The organism is Brevibacillus sp. TJ4, from assembly GCF_044627595.2.
Lineage (GTDB): Bacteria > Bacillota > Bacilli > Brevibacillales > Brevibacillaceae > Brevibacillus.
The window spans coordinates 2,141,131-2,164,595 of record NZ_CP185865.1; the positions used below are offsets into that span (position 1 = coordinate 2,141,131).

Here is a 23,465-nt window from a genome sequence, read left to right on the forward strand (position 1 = left end):
ATTATAGAATAAGACATTTCAGACTCGGAAACAAGTGGAGGAAGAACGATGATAACCTCTCGTCAACGCGGTGACCAACATGTAAGAGAAGTACATGCAGTGCTTCTTCATAAACTGACAACTGATACATGGCCGGAACAAGCATCATCTGTTTCCCTTCAAACAGCCCGCTATGTTTGGGAGAAGTTCCCTCACCCAGATAACATTCTGTGCAAGTTTGATTATCCTAACCCAGATGATCATAATGATTTGATCATTATCAAGGGTCCAACTTCTTACCCAGTGAATCTTTTTATTGTTAAGGGTAGCGGAATTATTCAACCAAAAAATCCTGGGGCGAAAAGTTTTTTATCCAGGTACTTTTTAACGGAAGAGCTACAAGAGCGATTTAATCAGTTTATGGAGTTAGAGTATCTGTACTTTTTACAGGAGCTGCTCGAGCTCAAAGACATAACCTATATTCATCTACCCCCTAAACGTGAATTGAAATCCAAAGTTAAAGAATTATTTCCGCATTTTGATAAAGACACTAATCTCCTCCGAGATCGTTTTCTCTTAAAAATCAGGGACTATTGCTTTACGCTCCTGCAGCATAATTACAATACAAATCAAGCAGGATTTATAAATGCTTTTAATGAGTTATTGATGACACGGGAAACAAATATAATTACTCGGAGCAGAAAAAAAGGGGTTACTGTTGAAGAATTCGCACCAGAAATGGGACACTATCAGGACATTATTGTATATAAGAAAGGTAAGAACATTATCGGAATCCATTATGGTTCCATTGCCTTAACCTTACGTTTTAAATTCGAAAGCTCACCTGCTTCATCCATTAAGCTTGCTACTAGTTTTGAATCATATAGAACCGATTTTAGATCTGAAATCATCCAAAAAAATAATCGTACACTTCAACAAATAAACCAAATACTTTATGAGATGAATTATAACCCTAATGGGAATGTAAGTAATGCGGTTGGGAAATGTCATGAAGCATTCACGTATTACTGGATTCTTAAACAAAATCCAGATGTTATTCAAGCGGATGATGAGGAGTGTACTTCCTACTTATTGAGGTATCTCCCTCGGATAGATCGACAAACTGCTGCTGCTATCCAGGAAAGTTCTGAAAAGACGGCTGCTGTAATTTTAGAGTTCATTCAAAAGAAAAAAAATAATGCTATTTTGGAAGGAATACAATTAGTAGCGGATATCTATACTAGTGATCGTTTAAATACAGGAGACTTAAAGATCTCTATTCGTTATATCAACGGTAATGTAGAGGAGATATACATTTCGCTTAAAGCGATTAGTAAAATTGGTCAAAAAATAACCACCAAAAATCCGGGAATTGGGACGATCTTAAGCCGTATGTTTTTTGATGTCCGAGAAGATCTAAATGAAAAGGTATCAGAAGTCAAAAAAATGTATGAGAATGGATTAGATCGCTATGAATGCCTTGTAACGCTATCCCAAGAGATTGGATTCGCATTGGAGCAAGCACCACAAGAGAACCTGAAGAGAGGAATTAATAACTTGCTTGGTAAGGCTCTAATGATCATCACTGCTTATGAACAAAAAAAGGCTTTCCATGTGGAGTACTCACAAATTAAAGGCAATGTAATCGTAAAGCGTAATACTCCAAGTAATATACAAAATACCCTTTTATGGAATAATGGAGACCAGCAATTATCTTTAAGGGTAAAGTTCAGCAAAGGTGAGTCACACGGATGGTCTTCGATCAAACTAACGTCAGAGTATTTGTATAAACCTAATCTGTAAAATTTGATGATACGATGAACCCGGCGATGGGCAATTGACAAGTTCGCGCTCGGCTTCTTCAGAAACTGCGCAACTGAGTTCTGCTTCTTTAAGCGAACAGGTAAAAGGTAAGTGCACATCCTTTGGACCCGTCGCGATAACATAGGGCTATTGTGGTTTTGAAAAGTATTCCCTGGATTTACATTGATACTTGACAATAATAGGAGCGAAGATTTTGGAAGTCAAATAAGGGTCTCTGGCATTTGCCCAACGGGTCCAAACCTTTTGACCGTTAAATCGAGTTGTTCTACAGGTCAAATTTGAACTAGTAGCGATAGCTCCAGTCACCTTCGAGATCACTGGGTCTGTCAATGATTTTGTGTAAACTCCAATAGCCGTTAGGCTCAGAGGAGATATGGTTGAACTCGCTCCGGAAACTGAACGGACAGTTGTAACAGAATTTGGTCCCAGTTCTGAACTCTCCCCGTCCACTTTCGTAACACATCCATGGTTGCCAGGTAGAGCATTTTGAGCAGGGCTTCGTCTGTAGGAAAAATGGCTTTTCCTTTGGTGACCTTTCTCAGTTGGCGATGGTAGCTCTCAATGACATTGGTTGTGTAGATCAGTTTGCGAATCTCGGGTGAGTACTTGAAAAAGGTGGAGATTTCCGCCCAGTTCGTACGCCAGGAACGGACAATAAGGGGGTACTTTTGTCCCCACGTTTGCTCGAATTGATTCAGTTCTTCCAAGGCGGCCTCTTCCGTGGCCGCTTTATAAATCGGCTGCAGGGCCGATGTGATTTTCTTGATGTCTTTATAGGAAACGTATTTGATCGAGTTGCGAATCTGGTGGATGATACACTTCTGGATTTCCGTGATGGGATAGCAAGCGGAAATGGCTTCGGAGAAGCCGCGAAGATTGTCCACGCAGGTGATGAGGATGTCTTGCACGCCCCGGTTTTTCAACTCGTTTAAGACATGAAGCCAGAACTTTGCCGATTCATTTTCCCCGATCCAGATGCCAAGTACATCTTTGTGGCCTTCCAAGTCAATGCCAATGGCCATGTAGGCGGCTTTGTTGACGATGGCACCGTCTTGTTTCACCTTGAAGTGAATGGCATCCAGGAACACGACTGCGTATACCGCCTGCAAGGGACGGTTTTGCCATTCTTTGATCAGCGGGACGATCTTGTTGGTCACGTTGGAGATGAGGGTAGGAGAAACCTCGATGCCGTAGAGCTGCTGCAGGTGATCCTGAATGTCGCGGGTAGAAACACCCTTGGCATACATGGCAATGATTTGGTCTTCGATACCCGTCACGTTCGTTTGGTTCTTTTTGACGATGGTCGGCTCAAACTCACTGGCCCGGTCACGCGGTACCTGAATGTCCACATCGCCGTACTCGGAACGCACCTTTTTCTTGCTGTAGCCGTTCCGGCTATTGGTGGTTTTCTTGTTTTTCGTGTCGTGCTTGGCGTAGCCAAGAGACGTCTCCAGTTCCGCTTCCAGCATCTCCTGAAGAGTCTCGGCAAACAACTCCTTCAGGGCCAATTGCACGTCGTCCACCGATTGCATGTTCTTTTCCTTGATCCACTGCTTGAGTTGCTCTTTGGACATCAGGCTCATGGGCTCTCCCAACCTTTCTTTGAATTCATTGTACTCTATTTGAAGGTTAGGAGTTTACACAAAATAGTTTATAGACTCAGATCACTTGCAACGAGAGCTATACCGCCTCCCGATCACCAGCCTTGTTCTTCTAAATCTTCCAAACGTTTTTTCAATGTCATCACGAATACAGAAGTGTTATCCAAAGTGCTATCCGAACGCATGACTGGATCGACCGAGGTTAGACGCGCGGTTGAGTCGCTTCCCGGCTTCTGGTCGATCCCAAACTCCCAATAAAACGAGCCAGACTTAATGCCGGGTTCATTTTCTACAGCAGCGCATCTAGACCCCCTCCCATACTCACCAATCTGACAGCTACCACCACTCCATATGTCCCTTGATGCTGCACCGATTCCAAAAATCCGTTCTCACCTATCCTCTACTCTATACCTGCTCGAAAATCAAAGGGGCGGATCTCCCCCATGAGATCGCGCCCCGTTTTTTGTTGCTTGTGAGCCCTCTGTATTAACGATTCGTTTGCAAGAGCGTAAAAAACAATTTCGGAACTGGTGTGCCCAGAAGATGTACATGCCCGGTTACCGCGAATTGATTGGAGCCATTGCTGGCAATCCCTTGAATCCAGGAGTTGTTGGAATACAGAGTCTGGTCCCACAGCTTGTTTCCGGAGGCATCCACTTTGAGCAAGTACCCGGTTTGAGAGCTTGTGGAGCTGAGTGCCCCGGCGATTACGAACCCGCCATCCGGAGATGCAGCAATGTCATATCCGTTGATTTCATAGTACTGCGTAGAGCCAGACGCATGCGTACGGGTCCAGGTGATTTTTCCTGTGGCGTCGACACGCGTCAGATTCAGATTTCCGGAAATGCCTCTGGCAGCATAAATCGCTCCATCGGGCAATACTTTACCGGACAGGACATCTCCCGGAAGCATCAACTCCCATTGTTTTTGGAAAGCAGCATTGAGTTTAACAAGCTTGGTTGATACTTGTACGCCAGCATCAGGTAGTGCTTTCTCCTGGCGATTCGTGATCAGGATTCCTCCATCATTTGTCGCCAAGGTGCTGGATACGAATGCCTCATTCGCCGGAAAATAGGAAGAAAGCGCAACAAACTGAATGTTTTGTCCCTGTTTATCGATATGTACCAGTGCACTTTTGGTCGTGTTTGCTTCGAATAGCGAACCGGACAAGACGTAACCGTCAGTCAATTCGGCTATCGAGGTGATGGAATCAAAGGCTTTATCCCCGACTTCCTGCAGCCACTCCATATTTCCGTCTTTGTCGACCTTGATGAGAAAGGCCTGTACGCCAACTTCATCCGATTGATAAAATGTTTGTCCGCCCGCCAGGTACCCGCCATCCGTAGTTTCGATGATAGCTTTGCCTACGAGACCCGGGTAAAAAGCGGTTTCCCAAAGAAGATTTCCTTGCTGGGTAAACTTCTGGAGCGTGAATTGGCGGTCTTTGCTGCCCGTGACAATCCATCCACCATCCGAGACGGGTACAACGTCAAAGCCCGTACTTTCCAATACTGGCGCGTCGACGTGCTCCGTCTGAATGCTCGCATGTTCGGCAGCTGCTGCGGTGGAGGCCATCATCCCCATTGCTGCTGCTACTGCCAGGTTCGTCCACTTCCATTTGAATGCCATGTTTCCCTCCTGATAGTCTGTGGTGTTGTTGGATGACCGGCAGATCGTGCCAAGGACAGATACATTATATCAGATCATGCGCTTTCTGGCTTTGCAGATAGTGTGGGATTCCTCTGCCCCCAAACTATCTTTTGCAAGTCTCAAAATTTGACAATCTACTCATCAACTCCTATACTTAAACTGTAATATTTACGATTAAAAGTCTCCACCTTTCACAAAGGAGTGAACGGCAATGTCAATCTCTCAAGAACCTCGCATCCCTGTCACGGTTTTGACCGGCTTTCTCGGCGCCGGAAAAACAACCTTGTTAAACCATGTGCTAACCGCAGATCACGGCCAGAAAATCGCTGTTATCGTCAACGAATTCGGGGAAGTCGGCATCGACAACCAACTCGTCGTCGGCGCGGACGAAGAAATTTTTGAAATGAACAACGGCTGCATATGTTGTACGGTACGGGGCGATCTCATCCGTATTCTCGCCGATTTGAAAAATGCGAAGCTCGGATTGGACGGGCGCCGTAAAGTCGATTTTGACCGCGTCTTGATCGAAACTACCGGTTTGGCCGATCCCGCCCCGGTGGCGCAAACCTTTTTCGTCGATGACGAAGTCGCCAATTTCTATAAGCTGGACGCGATCGTCACGGTGGTGGACGCCAAGCATGTCGGACAACATCTGGATGAGGGCCATGAAGCACAGGAACAAGTCGCGTTTGCCGATGTGCTGCTGTTGAACAAAACGGACCTCGTTTCCGAAGAAGAGCTTGAACAGGTGGAAGGGCGCCTGCGTGCGATGAATCAGGCGGCCAAAATCTACCGTACGCAGCAGTCCCGGATCGAGATCGACCGCATCCTGGGCATCAGCGCTTTCGATCTGGAGAAAAAACTGGAGATTGAACCCGGGTTTCTGGAAGAAGATCACCACGATCACGATGACGATGTCTCCTCCGTCTTTTTCCGTGAGTCCCGTCCGCTCGATCTGAAAAAGCTGGAGCGCTTCATCAGCGAATGGCTGGTCGAACATGGCGTGGACACATTCCGCTACAAAGGCGTTCTGAATATCAAAGGCTCCAAAAAAAGAGTCGTCTTCCAAGGTATTCATATGCTGTTCGGCGCGTATCCGGACCGCGAGTGGAAGCCGGATGAGGTTCCGGTCAGCGAATTCGTCGTCATCGGCCGAAATCTGGACGAAGAGTGGTTCCGCAAGCAGTTTGCCGCTTGCGTAGCAAGCTAGAACAGATTGGTAGGAAAAAAGAAGCGAGCCGTGAAGGTATCGCTTCTTTTTTTGCGAAGCCGGTAGACAAGCGTATCCCCTCCCCACTTCTCTGCTTCCTATTGCGAATCTGCACAATCTTTTTCTATCATTTAGAAAGCATGCTCTCTCCCGCAGAGATCGTATGCTAGCGGTTCGAATGTTTACCCTTTACAGTCATCATCTGTCGCGACATGTTTACCCGAGCCGAATTTTATAGTACACTTTATTAGTAAAAATTACGAATAAATCATGTGCATAGTACGTTCCCGGGCAAATCGCTACTCGCTCAAACAAGTCAGCGATTCGCATGGACCGTACCGCACGACCATGAGGTGTACACGATGCAACCCATCCATAACAAAAGAATCCTGCCCGCCAAACCGGAACGACATCGACGCTTTGGTTCCACCGACCCTATCCCGGGAAACAAACCGACAGTCAAAGAACAAATGCCCGATTTGCAAAATCATCGGGAAGACTTCCTGTTTGCCATTGACCATGTCGGTATTTGCAGGGTCCAACACCCTATCCTCGTCTGTGCGGAAATGGAGCCTGCGACCCAGACCAGTGTGGCGAAGATTACACTGACCACGAGCTTGCCGCGAGAGTCCAAAGGCATTAACATGAGCAGACTTACCGAACAATTGGAACGATACCGTCAAAAAGGCTGGACAAGCGAGTTTCCCGACCTGTGCGATTTTGCCCATGAGCTCGCGGAACGGATGGGACAGGACAAGGCCGAAATAACGATGACTTTTCCCTGGTTTTATGAACGAAAAGCTCCTGTTACGGAAAAAGCGGGGCTGAATCATGCGGAGGTCACGGTCAAAGTCGTATGCGAGAAGGGGAAGCAATTTACTGCTCAGGCATCTTTGCGAGTAGCCGTAACAACATTGTGCCCCTGCTCCAAGGAAATCAGTGAATACAGCGCTCATAATCAGCGGGGAATGGTGACTATGACTATCGAGATCGATCCTGCCTCTCCCCCGCAGCGCGATTGGAAAGCGATGTTGCTGGAAGCAGCAGAATCCAATGCCAGCAGTGCCCTCCACCCGGTTCTAAAACGTCCGGACGAGAAAAATGTTACCGAACGGGCTTATGAAAACCCGCGTTTCGTGGAGGATATGGTGCGGCTTGTCGCTGCGGATTTGTATGAAATGGAGACGGTTCAGGCTTTTACGGTGGAATGTCGAAATGAGGAGTCGATTCATATGCATGATGCCTATGCAGTGATTTCGTACGACAAAAGAAAGGAAAAGGCTCCGCAATGACGGAGCCCTTTATTATTTCATATGTTTGCGAGCCAGATAAAGAAAAAAGGGAGCGCCCAAAAAGGCTGTAACGGCGCCAACCGGCAGCGATGCCATGCGACCGCCTTCAAATAGCGGAAACGACAGGCCCTGGGACAGAATGTCCGAGCCGACCAGCAGCCACGCAGTGACAAGCGCGCTAAACGGGAATAGTCTCCTCGCATCCTGACCGACGATCCGTCTCGCAATGTGAGGACCGATCAATCCGATAAAGCCGACGGCACCTACGATAGAGACCGCACCGGCGGTCAACAAAGCTGCGATCAGCAGCAATCCGGCTCTGGCAAGGCGAACGGGGACTCCAATTCCTCTCGCAACGCCATCCCCGAGCTGTAATGCATTCCCAGCTCCCGCACTCATCAGTCCGATCGGCACCATGATCAGAAACCATGGCCAAATAATATTCCAGTGAAGCCATACCCGCCCGTTTAACGAGCCGACGGTCCACAGCAAAATGCTGCCGATCGCCTCCGAATGACGGAGCAGTACCAGGGAGGTGCAGGCGGACAAAAAAGACGATACGAGAAGGCCGATCACAGTAAACCGCAGCGCGTCCCCCCTTCGAGACCAGCCTAGCAGATAGATAACCGACACGGTAACGATACCACCGACTAGACCAAATAAGGGGATTTGAAGGGATAAGCTCGCGGATCCTCCCCAAAAGGTCATGTAGAGTACAAGCATCAGCACACTGCCGGCGGATACGCCCAATAGCCCCGGTTCCGCTAGCGGATTGCGTGTAACCGACTGCAGTATCGCCCCCGCCAGTCCTAGCATTGCACCCGCTGCAAGCGCAACCAAGGTGCGTGGCAGCCTCAGTTCCCAAATAATCTGTCTATGGTACGCATCATCGTGTTTGTTCAGCAATGCCAGCACCACTTCACGCGGGGACAAGGCAACCTGGCCAAGCGCAATATGCAAAATGAAAAACACGGCAAGCCCCAACAAAAGAAACAGAGCCCACGACCGAATCCTTCTATTATATTGGGCAGCGGCATTGTTACGATCGATCAAAAGCGACCTCTCCTCTTCGCGGCAAGCATCAGGATGAGCACCGGTACGCCGACGATTGTCGTCCATAAGCCGACCGGGATTTCACGGGGAGTGAATACGGCTTTGGCAAACAAATCTGCCGTCACGAGAAGTACCGCCCCAACTGCCGCAGAACAAGGCAGTATCCATCTGGCGTCTTCCGTTCTGAGTATCGCTCTGGTCAGATATGGCCCAAGCAACGCGATAAAACCAATCGGGCCGCATTGCGCGACGACTGCCGATACCATCACGCCGCTTGCAATCAGCAGCAGCAGACGCAGCCTGCCCACATTCTGTCCAAGTGCTTCGGCCTGCTCGTCTCCGAGCCGGAGCAGATTCAACGGTTTGGCAAACAGCATCGCGGCGGGAATGCCGATCACCGCCCACGGAAGCAAATACTCGACATGGTGCCAATGACGTCCCGATAAGCTGCCCATCAAATACGTGTACAACAGATTGATATCATTTTGTGTCCCCATCGTAACAAGCCACACAATCATCCCGTTCAGCATGGCGGTTACCGCTGTTCCCATCAGAATAATGCTCGTACTATCTGATCGTCCGTATACGGAGCTGATCACGATGAACCCTCCGATAAAACCGCCCAGCAGCCCGAATAATGGAAACAGACTGAACGCAATCGGCAAGTGTAACACCGTGATAACCGCGATGATTAGTGAACTGCCGGCAGTTACGCCAATCAAATCGGGACTAGCCAGCGGGTTTCGCAAGCCATTTTGCATCAACGCGCCTGAAATGCCAAGCATTGCCCCGGATAACACGCCAAGCACAACGCGGGGCAACCGCAGCTCGAGAATGGAGGTAACGGCAAGTTCAGAGCCGTCACGATGCAACAAAATACGCAAAAGCTCATCCCAGCTTACGGACGGATAACCGGATTTCAATGCCATCAGGATGGAGACTGTGCCGGTGACGATCAGGAGCAACACGAGGAAGAACACACGCCTCTTCCTGGTTGCTCCCGTATTGGATTGGATTGCTTCTCCCACTACTGGACAGACCCCTTAAACGTATCGGGATACAAAGTGCTCATTGCTTCATCCAGCACGATACCAAGCGAGCGCGTGCCCCTGCCGTTGGCCCAAATAGCCGTCCTTACTTCTGTAATCTGATTTTCCTTAACCGCCTTCAGTTTGCCCCAGAGCGGATTTGCAGCAAATTGTTCGGACAACGGCTGGGAGTCCGGACTGAAGCTGAATGTCTCGATAAAAATATGATCTGGATTCGTTTCCAGTACCTTTTCCAGCGAGTACGCCATTCCCCCCGCCTGATGGCCTCCGTCTTCCACCGGAGCCGGCCACGGATAGGGGGTGAGCTCAGCCAGCAACGACCCAACCAACGAACCCGCCGTATCGATTCCGAAGTTGACGTCAGCTCCATAAAGAATCAAGGCACTTCGGTTGTTTGGCGATTTTTGTTTGTAATCGGCAATCTTGTCGAGGAATTTCTGCTTGGCAGCCGCGGCTGCAGCCTCCTCACCAGTCCATTTTCCCATCATCTCAAGAAACGCGATCGAGTCTTCATACGTTTTCAGCTCGGCGATATACAGCGGAGCGATGCTTTGCAAGCCGTCTCGGAGCATATCGTGGGTGCCCTTGAGCCCTATGACCACATCGGGTTTCGCCTGGGCGATATCCTCCAGGCTAGGCTCCATGAAGCCGCCCCTGATCTGTACAAAGGAAGCCGCCCGCTCCCCGAAAAACTCCGGATGAAATGCGATGCTGTCCGGTACGACAGCAACCGGCTCCATGCCCAGCTCCGCTAGGCTGTCTACGCAAATTTCGGTTAAACAAGCGATTCGTTTTACTTGTGACGGAAGTTCCAATGAAGCCCCGGTGCTATCTGTAATCGTAACGGGATTCTGCTGCGGACTTGTGGTTGAAGAGTCTTTTCCGGACGACGACTGTCCAGCGGGATCATTCCCCGTATCTGCCACAGAAGCCGCGTTCTCGGCTGAAGGGTTTCCTTCCTCCTTGACCTGACCGCAGCCCGCAAGCAACAGCAGCAAAACCAACAGGGCTCCAATGCATTTGAATCCGACGTTATTTCTATTCCTGTTCATAAATTTACCTCCATATCAAGGATCGCTTCGTCCCTTATTATATTCGTAATTATTACAATTTTAAAGTGTAATAATTACGTTTTGTTAGCGTGCTCACTCCTCCCAAAAGATGCTGCGCCCCACAATTCAACAACTCATTGAGATAACTCCCAATGAGTTGTTCGTTTGCATCGTATCCGCTTATCCGCACTCATTTTCCGTCTTGATTCGCAATGGCATAAGGTAAAAAAACAGGACTGCCGCTTTCGGGATCTTTGATGACGTTGGCATAAATGCCGAAAGCCTGCTCCAAGGTTTGGACCGTCAGCACCTCATCGGGCTTGCCATCGGCTACAATCCGGCCCTTTTGCAGGACGACCATGCGATCCGCATATTTGGCTGCCTGATTCAAATCATGCAATACGACCACAATGGTCATCCCTCTTTCCCGATTTAACCTGCGGATCAGCTCCATTATTTCGAGTTGATGGCGAACGTCCAGAAAGGTGGTCGGCTCATCCAGCATAAGGATCGGCGTTGATTGGGCCAAGGACAAGGCAATCCAAGCTCGCTGCCGTTCACCCCCGGATAACGTGTCAAGCATGCGATGCTGAAAGCTCGTCATCGCCGTCAGATGAAGCGCGTCATCAATGGCTGAATGATCTTGTCTTTTCAACATTCGCAACGGTCCGGCATGCGGGTATCTGCCCTGCTCGACCAACTCCCTTACCGTCAAACTAGCCGGAATTTCCGGCGATTGCGGCAGGATCGCAAGCTGTCGTGCCACAGCGGTTGTGGGTAAGGTTGAAATCGCGGCTCCATCCAAGTACACCGTTCCCTGGTACGGCTTGAGCAGCCTGGCCATTGCCTTCAAAAGAGTAGATTTGCCGGAACCGTTCGTCCCGGTAAGCGCCGTAATTTTGCCCGAAGCAATCGTCAAGCTCAGTTTTGTCACAATCGCGGTATCCGCATAGCGCACATCCAAATTCTCGGCAACCAGTACTGCCGATTTGTCCAAAGCTTCCATCCTGGCAATTGCACCTCCTGGAAGTCATCGCTCCCGAGTTCGGTCATACTATTTCTGATAATCGTAATTAATACGATTATATACACAATTTGTACCATGTGCCAACTTGGACGTGTAGGAAAATTTGCATTCCTGTCATACAGATTTCAGATTCTTATTTCCAAGGGCGCACCCGTACTCTTTGACTCGGATGCGCAATCAGCATGGAATCGAGCAATTTCAGTGCGGCGAGGATTCCTTCATAAGCGATGGAGCATGGAAGGTTCCGGCTTCCAGTACAGCAGCGCCGCTTTGAACCGGTGCGGGTAGAGGAAAATCCCGTCCTGTTCGGTCACAAACTGGCGCAGGATCGCTTCGGCGGCTTTGCGGTCATAGTTGTCATCCAAGATAGCCCCCAGATTGTCTTTGATCAGCTGCTCTTCGTTGTCATAACGATAGATTCGCTCCAGGTCGAGAATTTTGCAATTGACATCGATGCCTTGCTCATACAGCAGATTGGTCAAGTAAATATAATCCCGACGCTGGAATTTGACCTTGCAGCCGAGCTGTCGGTGAATTTCCAACAGATGAGGCTTTTCCGGCCCGCTGGTCAGCCCGATGATCGCCCACCGTTTGGCCGCATTGTTCATATGCAAGAGTGCCCGATCGATCTCCTGCATCCGATAATAACAGTTGACTCCAAAGACAACATCATATCGATCATTGGGCTCGTACGCTTCCCATTTCGCGTGAATGAACCTGGTTTGAAGAAGATTTCTGCGCTTTGTCTCCTCATGCAAATAATCGATTACGCTGCGGGAGCTATCCACACAAGTCAGCGCAGACGCTTTCTTTGCGACGGCAAACGTATAGTTGCCCCAGCCCGGCCCGATCTCCAGCACATGATCGTCCGGTTCGATGAAACGCAGAAGCTCTGTCTGAATATCGGCGGCATAATCGTCCAGACTGTGCGTTTTTTTCGGGATCAATGTCTGCCAGAATGCCTCTTCCTTTGTATCGTCGGTCATTCGTTCCGGCAATTCCCCGTGCCAATCTTTCATCCCTTCGATCCAAAGCCGCTTGAAATCCATATCGAATCGTACACCGTGATACATGAATGTTCCCTCCCAATTTTCTTACGCCTGCAGCGCTTCGATGGCGGTCAGTTTCATGCCATGAACCGCACGCTCAATTTCCATCTTTACCCCGTACACCGCCTCCATGTTGGAAACGGTAAATACTTCTTCGGGTTTGCCGCTGGCGAAAATGCATCCGTTCGCAAGCATGTAAATCACATCCGAGTAACGAGCTGCCAGCTCCAGATCGTGCAGGATCAGCACGACGAGAATGTCGGACCGCTTCGCAAGTCTTCGGACGATTTCCAGCACCTCCAATTGATGGCGAATGTCAAGCGCCGAGGTCGGCTCGTCGAGCAACAGCACATCCGGCTGCTGGGCCAGCGCCCGGGCAATCAGCACTTTTTGGCGCTCGCCCCCGCTCAGCTCGTCCATGTAGCGAGCTGCAAACCGATCCAGATGGAGTTCGGCAAGCAGGGCTTCGACAATGTCCAAATCTTGCTTGGTCACACCCCAGCGTACGTATGGCTTGCGTCCGAGCATCACCGTTTCCATTACGGTAAGCGGAAATCCGGATGTGGCTTGCTGCGGCACGTAAGCCTGGATTTTCGCCAAATCGGCAGGCTTTATCGAACGAACATCCACACCGCCGATTTTCACCGCTCCCTTCTGCGGCGGCAGGATAGAGGCCATGCTTTTGAGCAGCGTGGTCTTTCCCGCCCCGTTCGGCCCGACGATGCTCACTACTTCCCCTTTATTCAGACGCATCTGAATATGGCGTAAAATCATGTTGGAGCGGTAGCCAAACGATAAACCGGCAATCTCCAAGAACAAGAGCATCCCTCCTAGGTCCAGTACTCCCGGCGTTTTTTGAGCAGCAAATAAACGAAAAACGGCGCGCCGAAGAAGGAGGTCACAATCCCGACCGGAAGCTCAATCGGCGACAGCAGCAGCCGCGCAACCGTGTCCGACAGCAGCAGGAGCAAAGCGCCGATCAGACAAGAGCACGGCAGCAAATACCGGTAATCGGTACCGATCATCATCCGGCTGATATGCGGGGCAACCAGTCCGATAAAGCCGATAACTCCGGTAAACGCGATCGCGGTTGAAGCCATGAGCGTCACCGTCAGCAGACAAATCCAGCGCAAACGCTTCACTTTGACCCCGAGCGTGCGCGCGACCTCCTCGCCGGATACCAGCGCGTTCAAATCCCATGCATATTTCATCAGAACTGCAAGAGAGACGGCGAATAGCGGCAAAAGAATGTGCAGCACTTCCCATTTCGCCCCCCAAAATCCGCCCATGAGCCAAACGGTCAAATCTTTAAGCGCTTCGTTATTGGAAAAATATTTGAGTGCGGACACGCCGGCAGAGAACAGTTGACCGATGGCGACGCCTGCGAGCAGCAGCACCGTGGTCGAGCTGCTCTTCAACCGTGCGATGCCGTAAACGACGCCGACTGCCAAACACCCGAATACAAAAGCGTTGAATGCGATCAGCCATTGACCGTGATGCACCAGGTTGATGCCAAAGGCGCTTGCTCCCGCTACAATGGCGAGAGCTGCGCCGAAAGAGGCTCCGCTGGAAACGCCGAGCGTGAACGGATCGGCAAGCGGATTTCGCAGCAGCGCTTGCATAATCGCTCCTGCCGCAGCGAGCGATACGCCGGTCACCACAGCCATCGCAATTCGCGGAAGCCGGACCTCCCGCACGATGTACACATTCATTTCATCGGCTGCACCACCCGTCATCATCGCCCAAAGCTCCCTCGCCGGCACATTGGCCGAGCCTTTCATGGTCGCTGCTCCCGCTACGATTGCCAACAAGATCACGAGTACCGCGAGCAGAAGCAGCTTTCGCATTGCGCTTTTGCGGTACAAGGAAACCAACTGCCGATCCGGGGTGAGAGCCTTGCCCGATTGCGTATGATTGTTTTGTTGGATCGATTTCTCCATCATGGGCTCTCCTTAAACGAGTAGTACCAAATCCCTTGATACGGAACTCCAAGCCATTTTTCAAAATACTCCCGGGCGTACATCTCAGGATCAATATCTTCAAACCGGTCCGGGTACAGCCATTTTGCCAGCTGCAATACGCCGATATACCGTTTGTCCGATCCGATAAAATTGGTATGGAAGAAGTAAACATCCCGCTCTCTTCCCGCTTTCAGTTGGTTCAGGGAAGAGATGGACAACATATTGGCAAATGCTTCTTCAAACGGTTGGGCATCTGTTTCCTTGTAACCGCCAAGCCAGGTGCCATGCAGCGTAATGACGTCCGGATTTCGTTTCAACACGTATTCTTCATCTACCGTGATTGTGGTGGAGGTTTCGGCTGGATTCCACTGCAAGTCGGCCGCGTCGATCCCTCCGGCCAGTATCGTGGCGTACCCCTCGCCGACGCCAGGTGCACCGTCTAGCGACTGGCTCGGAAAAATGCGATAGCCTCCATTGGAATTGAGAAATCCTGCGGACAGCGCCAGTACGCTTTTTTTATCTTCTGCTTCGATCGACTGGATTCGTTCCGCCACGATGCGTTCGATTCCATGCTTCCATTCCAGAAACTGAGCGACTCTCTCTTCTTCGCCGAACAGCTTGCCGAGCAGTTCCCACTCTGCATCTACCTGATCAGGCAGGTAATTGTTCATTCGCACGACCTTGATTCCGGCAGGCTCCAACTTCTCTTCCAGCTTCTCATCAGGCCGGTTCGTAAAGGCGAATACGACCTGCGGCTTCAAGCTCAGAATCGTTTCGAGATTCACCTGCCCGGTTTCCCCGACATCCGGCAAGTTTTCGAAGCCCAAATACGGGTTGTTTTTCACTGTTGTGTCACCGGTTGCGATAATGCGATCAGCCGCTCCCAGCAATGTGATCGCTTCGGCTGTATTTCGGTTAAGAACGACAGCGCGTTGAACCGGAATTTCAAGGGTAATCGTCTTCCCGCTTGTGTCGGTAAACGTGAAGGCTTGGGGGGATTCAGTCTCTGTTTGCAAATCGGATTGGCTGCTCTCTGCCGGAGGCATCTTCGGATCGTTAACCGTCACGGACGAACAGCCTGCAACAAATACCGCGAAAAGAATCACCAGTACGAGACTGCCAATACCACCTGAAACGATACGTTTTGGAATAAGCAATGTTCCTCTCCCTCTCACTTAATTGTAATTATTACGATATTTCATCTTGTTTGGTCCGAGCGGGCAGTTTTCTGCTCACCCGTCATAAAATAGCAGCTAGATGAGAAACAGTCTCCACATACACTTTTTTATTCGTAATATTTACGTTTAAGAAGTCTACCAGCATATTTCCATTATGTCAATTCACTATGATAGCTGCCTGAAAACAAAAAGAAGACCACCCGACAAAAGGATGGTCCTGCTCTTTCTTGCCATATTCATTGATTACACGATTTCGATGTACCCTTCTGTTCCATGTACGCGAATTCGTTGCCCGTCTTTTATCCGTTTGGTGGCATGTTCTACCCCGACAACGGCTGGCAACCCATACTCGCGTGCGATTACTGCTCCGTGCGTCATCAGTCCCCCCACTTCGGTGACAAGACCTTTTACAGAAACAAACAGCGGTGTCCAGCTAGGGTCCGTATAGGAGGTGACCAGTATGTCTCCTTCCTCCAGATCGGCATCCTCCATGTTTACAATGACACGTGCTCGCCCCTCTACTACTCCGGCAGAAACAGCCAAACCGACAATAGCTTCTGGCGGTAAATTTTCTCTTCTGTATTCACCTGCCATGATTTCGCCATCTGACGTGATTACGCGTGGAGGGGTCAGTTTTTCATAGCGTTGATACTCGTCTTTTCGTCTGTTGATGATCTCGTAATCCAGTTTATTGGTGCGTACGGCCTGGTGAAGTTCTTCAAAAGCAAGAAAGTATACATCCTCTTTTTCATGGATCACTTCGGCTGCTACGAGTTTTTCGGTTTCTTTCAGTAAAGCCTGCTTATAAATAAAGTAGCGATGGACCATGCCGTATTTTGGATATTCCCTGTACCCGCTGAAATTCCGGATAAAGTCGATCATTCGTTTTGTTTCGTTGGCTTTTTGTTCCCCATCCGGCAATTGCTTCACGCGATGCAACAGCTCTTGTTCTCTTTTCAGCGCTGCCTGTCGTCCTTGCTCAAATTTTCGTTTGCTTTCATTGGGCGCAAATTTTTTAATGTTATTGAGAATCAGGGGGACGAGTGTCGTCGGTTTTTCGCTCCAACGCGTTCTCGTAATATCGATTTCTCCGGCACATCGCATTCCGTATTTGCTGAGGAAATCCTCGATTGCATCCCTGGCTTGCTGTCCGCCCTCGTACCTGACGAGCCTATCCAAAATGTTATCGTCTTGTACATGCTGTAAATAGTCAATGACTTCCGGATAAGGGCGAATCACATCGGCGACGTCCAATAGCGCTAACCCCATCTCCGACGTAATATTGTTCGGTACAGATTGAGAAAGGATATCTGCTGCGTTTTTTTCGCCTAACCACTCGTTCATGTTTTCATTGATCCAATTGGCAGCATGTGAGGCAGCCATAATGACAGCGGAGCTTTGCGGGTCGAATAAAATCTTCTTTAGTTGTTGGATATCTTCGAGAATAAAATCAAACAAATCTGCTCCTGATTTCGTGTGGATGTTTCGTTGCAACTCTTCTATCGATGATTGACTGCGTTTGATTAGATCAGAAACGATTGTCGGGTCGTTTTCGATTTGTGGTTGAGCGCCAGCATGCGGCATGCTTTTCTCGCTCTTGCCGGGGGTCGGCTCTTTTGTATCGTCTGGCAACGATTTTATAAAATCTCCTCGCTCCATTATCTTCATCAGCGCGTCCTGCATGAGCGGATCATGCTTTCCCATTGCATCAAACAGAAATTCTCTGCTGCCAGGTGAAGCCAGGCTTTGTGTCACATCAACGAATAGCCTTCCACCGGCAGTACGCATGGGAGCGGGAGTCGTTAGCAGGAAAAAAGACAGTCCCAACGGTTTGATCGCGTCGGTCATCATTTGTTGGTGGCCGACGGATACATAAACGCGATTTTCCTGATCCTGTGCTTCCGGGATAGGGTACAAAGTCGTGATCGGCCGACTCTGGACAATGGAAAACGTATCTCCAGCCAAACACCATTCGATGTCTTGCGGACAACCAAAATAAGTCTCGATCTGTCTTCCGATACGTGCCAACTCCAAAATTTGTTGGTCCGTAAGTGTTTGCACATGTTGCTGCTCAGGATCGATCTGCCGAATCTCTGTTCCGCCTTCTTTGCGCCCGTAGATGGCCAATGTTTTGCTTGCGATCCTCTTTTCTGCGACCTGTTCTTCTTTCACTTTATAACAGTCGGCAGATACCAGTCCGGAAACAAGCGCTTCCCCGAGTCCAAAACTGGCATCGATGGTTAGCAACTTGCGGTTTGATGTAAGGGGATCGGCGGTGAATACGATACCCGCAGCCTGGGGGAAAACCATTCGTTGAATGATGACGGATATGGAAACCTGCCTGTGGTCAAATCCATTTTGCATGCGGTAGATGACAGCGCGATCCGTATAGAGGGAAGCCCAGCATTTGCGGATATGCTGCAAGATCGCTTCTGTGCCGATGATATTTAAGTACGTGTCTTGCTGACCGGCAAAAGATGCGTGCGGCAAATCTTCGGCAGTGGCACTGGAACGGACGGCATAAGCATGTTCATCGCCAAACCGGGATAAATAGCGAGCGACTTCTTTTGCAACCTCGGAAGGAATTTCTGTTTCCATAAGAATGTGTCGAAGCTGCCTGCTGATTTCACCAATTTGTTCCCGCTCTTCTACGGGTAGCATGGTTAGCTGGCGCAACAAAGCATGGAAGATGGCGTTTTGCTCAATGGCCTTTTCATATCCTGCTGTTGTCACACAAAACCCTTCTGGCACTTGTATTCCTTCGATTTTAGATAATTCCCCTAGATGTACCGCTTTTCCGCCGACAAGCAACATGTCCGTTTTATTGATTTCCTGCAAGCTGAGAACCAAAGCGCTCATTCTACCTCTCTCCTGTCCATGAAAAATGAGAAAAAACATTTGACAACATCTTGCCAGCGTAGTACAATTAAATTGTAAGATTCGATATTTATGCAGTTGTTGAGATAAACAGAGATATTTTGAGTATATAACCGTTTCTATTTTTATGCAATCAAAAAGAACCTGGAGAAATAGCCCAGGTTCTTTTTTTATTTAAACATGGTTGGCGAAACTACCCCTCTCAATTAAACCCGCCGTTTACGCGAATCGTCTGCCCGGTGATCCAGCGCGCTTTGTCACTGATGAGCAGCTCGATTGCGTTGGCGATGTCCTCCGGTTCCCCCAGTCGGCCGAACGCGTTCATTTTGCGGTACGAATCGATCAGCTCCTCTGATTTTCCGCTCAGGAACAGCTCTGTGGACACTTGCCCTGGCGCGATGCAATTGATGGTGATCTGCTTGGGACCGAATTCTCTTGCCAATTGGCGGGTCAACTGCTCGACTGCCCCTTTTGTCGCCGCGTAGACGCTGTACGTCGGAAGCATCGCTCCGGACACGGACGTCGAAAAGTTGATGATCGTCCCGCCGTTTTCCATATGCTGCATCGCTTGCTGGCAAGCGAAATACGTCCCTTTCACGTTAATCGCAACATGCCTGTCGAACATCTCCTCTGTCACGTCCTCGATCGGTTTGCATTCCATGATGCCCGCGTTGTTGACCAGGATGTCCAGCCTTCCAAAGCGCTCGATCGCCTGTGCGAACAGTGCTTGGACTTCGCTCACCTTGCTCACATCCGCGGCGATGGCGACCGCTTCACCGCCGGATTGCTCGATCATCTTCACGACCTCGTCTGCTTTCTCCCGATTCGTGGCGTAATTGACAACTACTTTCGCGCCGGACTGAGCCAATTGGATCGCGATTTGCCGTCCGATGCCCCGCGATGCTCCCGTGACGATTGCGACTTTTCCATGTACATTCATCGTATGTCCTCTCCTTTTGCTTTCCCTGTTTTTGAATCTTGTACCGTTATACTACTGAATATCCGCTTCCAACCGGTAGAACATACGTGTTCAATCCTTGCCTAATTCTCTACCGTCTCGTTATGATAAAAAGACGACGACACCTTTTTTTCGGAAAGGAACTCGAACATGAACGAGTCACTGGATATGCAGCAAGCCTTGCAACAACTGGCGCGCCTGATATGCCGCCATGCGCCGTCTGACGGGACGCATCCCACACCTGTGCCTTCCTTGATGCTGATGCACGCGACGCATTTGTCCGAACCGATGGAATCTGTGTACAAGCCATCGATTTGCGTCGTGGCACAAGGGGCCAAAACAGCTACGCTGGCAGACAAAACGTACCGCTACGATCCCTCGACGTACCTCGTCACGTCTGTGGAGTTGCCGATCAGCGGAAAAATTATCGAAGCGTCTCCGGAACAACCGTATTTGAGTCTGAAGCTGAGCTTTGACGCCGACGTCATTTTGGATATCGTGAAAGAGATGGATCGGCCTGATTTGCCGCACGAAGATGCTCCGCTTGGCATCACTGTCAACCGCACGTCTCCGGAATTGCTTGATGCCATTCTGAGGCTGATGAAGCTGCTCGAGGAACCGCAGGACATTCCCATCCTGTCGCCGCTGATTACGCGTGAAATTTTGTACCGGGTGCTGCAAAGCGAACATGGCGTGGTCATGCATCAGTTTGCCGTCATCGGCAGCCATGCGCACAGCATCGCACAGGCGATCTGGTTGATTAACCGCGAGTACGACCGTCCGCTGCTGGTCGAACAGCTCGCAAAATCGGTAAATATGAGCACCTCGGCGTTTCACAAGCATTTCAAGCGCGTCACGGCGATGAGTCCGTTGCAATACCAGAAAACGGTCCGCCTCCAGGAAGCGCGGCGCCTGATGCTGAATGAAACGGTGCAAGCCTCCGATGCCGCTTTCCGTGTAGGTTACGAGAGCCCGTCGCAGTTCAGCAGGGAATACGCCCGCATGTACGGCAAGCCACCGATGAAAGACATACAGGAGCTTCGCGCATCGATCGTCTACCCTGACGAACCGGATGCACGGCAAGATCAAAAGACTTGACTGTTCATGCGTCAGGTCTTTTCTCGCTTTCGCACTGGTGGCGCAGGCGTATGGTATAATAGTGGACAACTTACCGCCATCCTGTTTTTGGATGTGCGAGGATACGGGCCTTGTTTTGGATAAGGAGGTACTGACCTTGGAGCAAATCTCGCTTTTTGAAAACGATCAAAGCCGTCCCTTGGCCAGCAGAGTGCGCCCCCAGCGCTAAAGTCGCTGCTCTACGACAAAACGGGAGAGCAACATTACAATCTGATCTCGGCCCTGCATAAATCGATGCGAAACAGTGACGTCGATGCCGCAATCTATTGGCTGGCGCGCATGCTGGAATCGGGAGAAGACCCGTTGTTCATCGCACGCAGACTGGTCCGGTTTGCCAGTGAAGACATCGGTCTGGCAGACAACAGAGCAATAGAAATTGCGGTCTCGGTCTTTCAGGCATGTCAATTTCTCGGCATGCCCGAATGCAATGTCCATCTGACACAGGCTGTCATCTACCTCACACTGGCACCAAAATCCAATTCTGCCTATGTCGCGTACATGGCAGCCAAACGGGACGCCTTGCACTCGATGAATGAACCGGTCCCCCTGCAGCTGCGCAATGCACCGACCAAACTGATGAAAGAATTGCAGTACGGCCAAGGCTATCAATACGCCCATGATACGGAAGACAAGTTAACGACGATGCAGACGATGCCCGCTTCATTAGTCGGACAGACGTATTACCACCCTACCACACAAGGTTCGGAAGAGCGGTTCAAACAAAGACTGCAAGAAATCGCGGAATGGCACAAACGCAACAGCCAGTCCTGAGAAATTCGTTGGAGGGGTCTATGATGACCAAAGGTGAATTTATCGAATATTGCCTGTCCTACCCAGGCTCATACGAAGACCACCCGTTTGGCGAAGGCTGGGTGGCAATCCGGCATAACGGGAACAAGAAAATCTTCGCCCTGATTTTTCATCTCGATGGCCGTTTGTGTGTCAATCTGAAATGCGATCCGCAGCGGGCGGATTTTCTGCGTGGCCTGTTTCCAGATGTCAAGCCCGGTTACCACATGAACAAGGAGCACTGGAACACGCTGATTCTGGACGGGAATCTCCCCGAGCACGAGATTTGTGACATGGTCGGACACAGCTATGCATTGACGAAACCCAAAAATAAGCACAACAGTGCGTGATGTGAGCGTGAAAAATGAAAACCACGATTTTCCCCTTGCATGATGATGCCCCCAAATACAAGCAAATCTATACCCGGTTTAAACGATGGATTGAACGGGGTGACTTGCCGGCGCATGAACAACTGCCCTCCATCCGCCAGCTCGCAGACTCGCTTCAGGTCAGCCGCAACACAACGCTGATGGCATATGAGCAACTGGTAGCCGAAGGATATATCCGTGGAGAAGGAAGAAAAGGCTATTTTGTCAATGAACTGGAGCCGCTTTTTGCACCTGCCCCAGCTCCTTCCGAATCCAAACAGCAAACAGAGCCCCTTCCCCCTCCACTGATCGATTTTCGAGCAGGCGCAGTCGACCACACACATTTTCCGCTTGCCATTTGGCGGAGGATCGCCAGTCACGTATTAACCGCGCGGGAGAGCTATCTTTATGGGAACCCATTCGGGGAAATGTGCCTGCGCGAGCAAATATCGGCCTATTTGCACCAGTCTCGCGGGGTAAAAGCAGACCCGGACGCCATCATCGTGGGCAGCAGCACACAGCAAATGCTCGTCTATGTGGGGCATCTGCTGAAGGATGATGTGGCAAGCGTGATCGTGGAAGATCCCGGCTATGACGGAGCCAGGCTCGCTTTTCAACTAAACGGCTTCGCATTGGAAACCATACCGGTGTATGAAACGGGTGCTGATTTCTCGCAGTTGGAACATCTGCGATCACGCCTCATCTACGTCGCGCCTTCCCATCACAGTCCGTACGGGGTCAGCATGCCCATCCAGCAGCGACAGGCGCTCATCCATTGGGCGAAAAAGAGACAGGGTTACATCATCGAGGACGATTACGACAGTGAATTTCGTTATACGCAAAAACCTTTTCCCGCTCTCGCCTCGATTGATGCAGCGAGCGTGATTTATCTGGGCAATTTTTCAAAGTCCTTTCTTCCCGGAGTGCGCATCAGCTACATGGTTTTGCCACAGCCTCTCCTGCACCGCTACCAAACGCAATTCAGCCACTTTGAGAGTACCGCTTCCCTTCTGAACCAGCTCACCCTCGCCCGGTTTATGAAAGAAGGGGAATGGTATCGCCATATTAAGCGCATGCGGCTGGTCTATCGACGAAAAATGCAGCACTTGGTAAGCGAGCTGCACGAACATTTCGCCCAGCGCATTTCCATTATCGGCGAGCAGTCAGGTTTGTACGTGCTGGTCAAAGTATTCACGAACCGATCTGAAGACAGCTTGATTCAACAGGCTGCCCTGCATGGCGTCAAAGTGTATCCGACCTCACTGTACTTCGTGAACAACCGTACCGAACACCCGGTTGTGAAGCTGGGTTTCGGCAATCTTTCCCATGATGAAATCCAGCTTGGTGTGAAGCTGTTGGCAAAAGCGTGGCTGTAATATTCCTGCGACAGAATCAGGCGGGTTCCGCACAT

Annotated in this window: 18 protein-coding genes and 1 pseudogene; 7 read left to right on the forward strand and 12 right to left on the reverse strand. The window is 50.1% G+C overall.

Annotation, left to right across the window (positions count from 1 at the left end):
* Nucleotides 1–48: 48 nt before the first annotated feature.
* On the forward strand, nucleotides 49–1,782 hold the full coding sequence (locus ACAF76_RS10460) for a hypothetical protein (RefSeq protein ID WP_421617883.1): 1,734 nt from the start codon (nucleotides 49–51) through the stop codon (nucleotides 1,780–1,782).
* A gap of 383 nt (nucleotides 1,783–2,165) precedes the next feature.
* Here the strand turns inward: ACAF76_RS10460 and ACAF76_RS10465 are convergent, their stop codons facing one another.
* Nucleotides 2,166–3,386: an IS256 family transposase gene (locus tag ACAF76_RS10465; protein ID WP_421617884.1), complete on the reverse strand. Its 1,221-nt coding sequence runs from the start codon at nucleotides 3,384–3,386 to the stop codon at nucleotides 2,166–2,168.
* 504 nt (nucleotides 3,387–3,890) lie between these two features.
* Nucleotides 3,891–5,033, reverse strand: a complete 1,143-nt coding sequence (locus ACAF76_RS10470; protein ID WP_400163506.1) for a hypothetical protein — start codon at nucleotides 5,031–5,033, stop codon at nucleotides 3,891–3,893.
* Between the two features lie 232 nt (nucleotides 5,034–5,265).
* On the opposite strand from ACAF76_RS10470, the gene ACAF76_RS10475 reads away from it, so the two are divergent.
* Together ACAF76_RS10475 and folE2 are read left to right on the forward strand one after the other, a co-directional pair.
* The gene (locus ACAF76_RS10475) at nucleotides 5,266–6,264 is read left to right on the forward strand and encodes a CobW family GTP-binding protein (RefSeq protein WP_400163507.1); all 999 of its coding nucleotides are present in this window, start codon (nucleotides 5,266–5,268) and stop codon (nucleotides 6,262–6,264) included.
* Nucleotides 6,265–6,635: 371 nt separating this feature from the next.
* A complete protein-coding gene (folE2, locus tag ACAF76_RS10480; protein WP_400163946.1) occupies nucleotides 6,636–7,556 on the forward strand; it encodes a GTP cyclohydrolase FolE2 in 921 nt (306 codons plus the stop codon).
* A gap of 12 nt (nucleotides 7,557–7,568) precedes the next feature.
* Here the strand turns inward: folE2 and ACAF76_RS10485 are convergent, their stop codons facing one another.
* From ACAF76_RS10485 to ACAF76_RS10530, 10 genes are all read right to left on the reverse strand, one after another.
* Nucleotides 7,569–8,609: a FecCD family ABC transporter permease gene (locus tag ACAF76_RS10485; RefSeq protein ID WP_400163508.1), complete on the reverse strand. Its 1,041-nt coding sequence runs from the start codon at nucleotides 8,607–8,609 to the stop codon at nucleotides 7,569–7,571.
* Nucleotides 8,606–9,637 (reverse strand): FecCD family ABC transporter permease, encoded by a 1,032-nt coding sequence (locus tag ACAF76_RS10490; protein ID WP_400163509.1) that lies wholly within the window; start codon nucleotides 9,635–9,637, stop codon nucleotides 8,606–8,608. The genes ACAF76_RS10485 and ACAF76_RS10490 overlap by 4 nt, the downstream gene beginning before the upstream one ends.
* Complete coding sequence (locus ACAF76_RS10495) at nucleotides 9,637–10,710, reverse strand: ABC transporter substrate-binding protein (RefSeq protein WP_400163510.1); 1,074 nt, start codon at nucleotides 10,708–10,710, stop codon at nucleotides 9,637–9,639. The genes ACAF76_RS10490 and ACAF76_RS10495 overlap by 1 nt, the downstream gene beginning before the upstream one ends.
* A 190-nt stretch (nucleotides 10,711–10,900) precedes the next feature.
* On the reverse strand, nucleotides 10,901–11,716 hold the full coding sequence (locus ACAF76_RS10500) for an ABC transporter ATP-binding protein (protein WP_400163511.1): 816 nt from the start codon (nucleotides 11,714–11,716) through the stop codon (nucleotides 10,901–10,903).
* Between the two features lie 239 nt (nucleotides 11,717–11,955).
* Nucleotides 11,956–12,810 (reverse strand): class I SAM-dependent methyltransferase, encoded by an 855-nt coding sequence (locus tag ACAF76_RS10505; RefSeq protein ID WP_400163512.1) that lies wholly within the window; start codon nucleotides 12,808–12,810, stop codon nucleotides 11,956–11,958.
* Nucleotides 12,811–12,831: 21 nt separating this feature from the next.
* Complete coding sequence (locus ACAF76_RS10510; RefSeq protein WP_400163513.1) at nucleotides 12,832–13,605, reverse strand: ABC transporter ATP-binding protein; 774 nt, start codon at nucleotides 13,603–13,605, stop codon at nucleotides 12,832–12,834.
* Between the two features lie 11 nt (nucleotides 13,606–13,616).
* A complete protein-coding gene (locus tag ACAF76_RS10515) occupies nucleotides 13,617–14,726 on the reverse strand; it encodes a FecCD family ABC transporter permease (protein ID WP_400163514.1) in 1,110 nt (369 codons plus the stop codon).
* Nucleotides 14,726–15,904, reverse strand: coding sequence for an ABC transporter substrate-binding protein (locus tag ACAF76_RS10520; RefSeq protein WP_400163515.1), 1,179 nt, complete (start codon nucleotides 15,902–15,904; stop codon nucleotides 14,726–14,728). The genes ACAF76_RS10515 and ACAF76_RS10520 overlap by 1 nt, the downstream gene beginning before the upstream one ends.
* Before the next feature lie 264 nt (nucleotides 15,905–16,168).
* Nucleotides 16,169–18,784 carry a phosphoenolpyruvate synthase gene (gene ppsA, locus ACAF76_RS10525; protein WP_400163516.1) on the reverse strand — a complete coding sequence of 872 codons (2,616 nt, stop codon included), beginning with the start codon at nucleotides 18,782–18,784 and terminating at the stop codon, nucleotides 16,169–16,171.
* A gap of 220 nt (nucleotides 18,785–19,004) precedes the next feature.
* A complete protein-coding gene (locus tag ACAF76_RS10530) occupies nucleotides 19,005–19,742 on the reverse strand; it encodes an SDR family oxidoreductase (RefSeq protein ID WP_400163517.1) in 738 nt (245 codons plus the stop codon).
* 168 nt (nucleotides 19,743–19,910) lie between these two features.
* On the opposite strand from ACAF76_RS10530, the gene ACAF76_RS10535 reads away from it, so the two are divergent.
* The 4 genes and pseudogenes from ACAF76_RS10535 to ACAF76_RS10550 all read left to right on the forward strand — a co-directional run bounded on the left by ACAF76_RS10535 (nucleotide 19,911) and on the right by ACAF76_RS10550 (nucleotide 23,430).
* Complete coding sequence (locus tag ACAF76_RS10535) at nucleotides 19,911–20,858, forward strand: AraC family transcriptional regulator (protein WP_400163518.1); 948 nt, start codon at nucleotides 19,911–19,913, stop codon at nucleotides 20,856–20,858.
* 207 nt (nucleotides 20,859–21,065) lie between these two features.
* A pseudogene (locus ACAF76_RS10540) lies at nucleotides 21,066–21,668 on the forward strand (replication-associated recombination protein A); the annotation flags it as partial.
* A gap of 23 nt (nucleotides 21,669–21,691) precedes the next feature.
* Complete coding sequence (locus tag ACAF76_RS10545; protein WP_400163519.1) at nucleotides 21,692–22,036, forward strand: MmcQ/YjbR family DNA-binding protein; 345 nt, start codon at nucleotides 21,692–21,694, stop codon at nucleotides 22,034–22,036.
* A gap of 14 nt (nucleotides 22,037–22,050) precedes the next feature.
* Entirely contained in the window at nucleotides 22,051–23,430 is a 1,380-nt protein-coding gene (locus tag ACAF76_RS10550) for a PLP-dependent aminotransferase family protein (RefSeq protein ID WP_400163520.1), read from the forward strand.
* Nucleotides 23,431–23,465 lie beyond the last annotated feature (35 nt).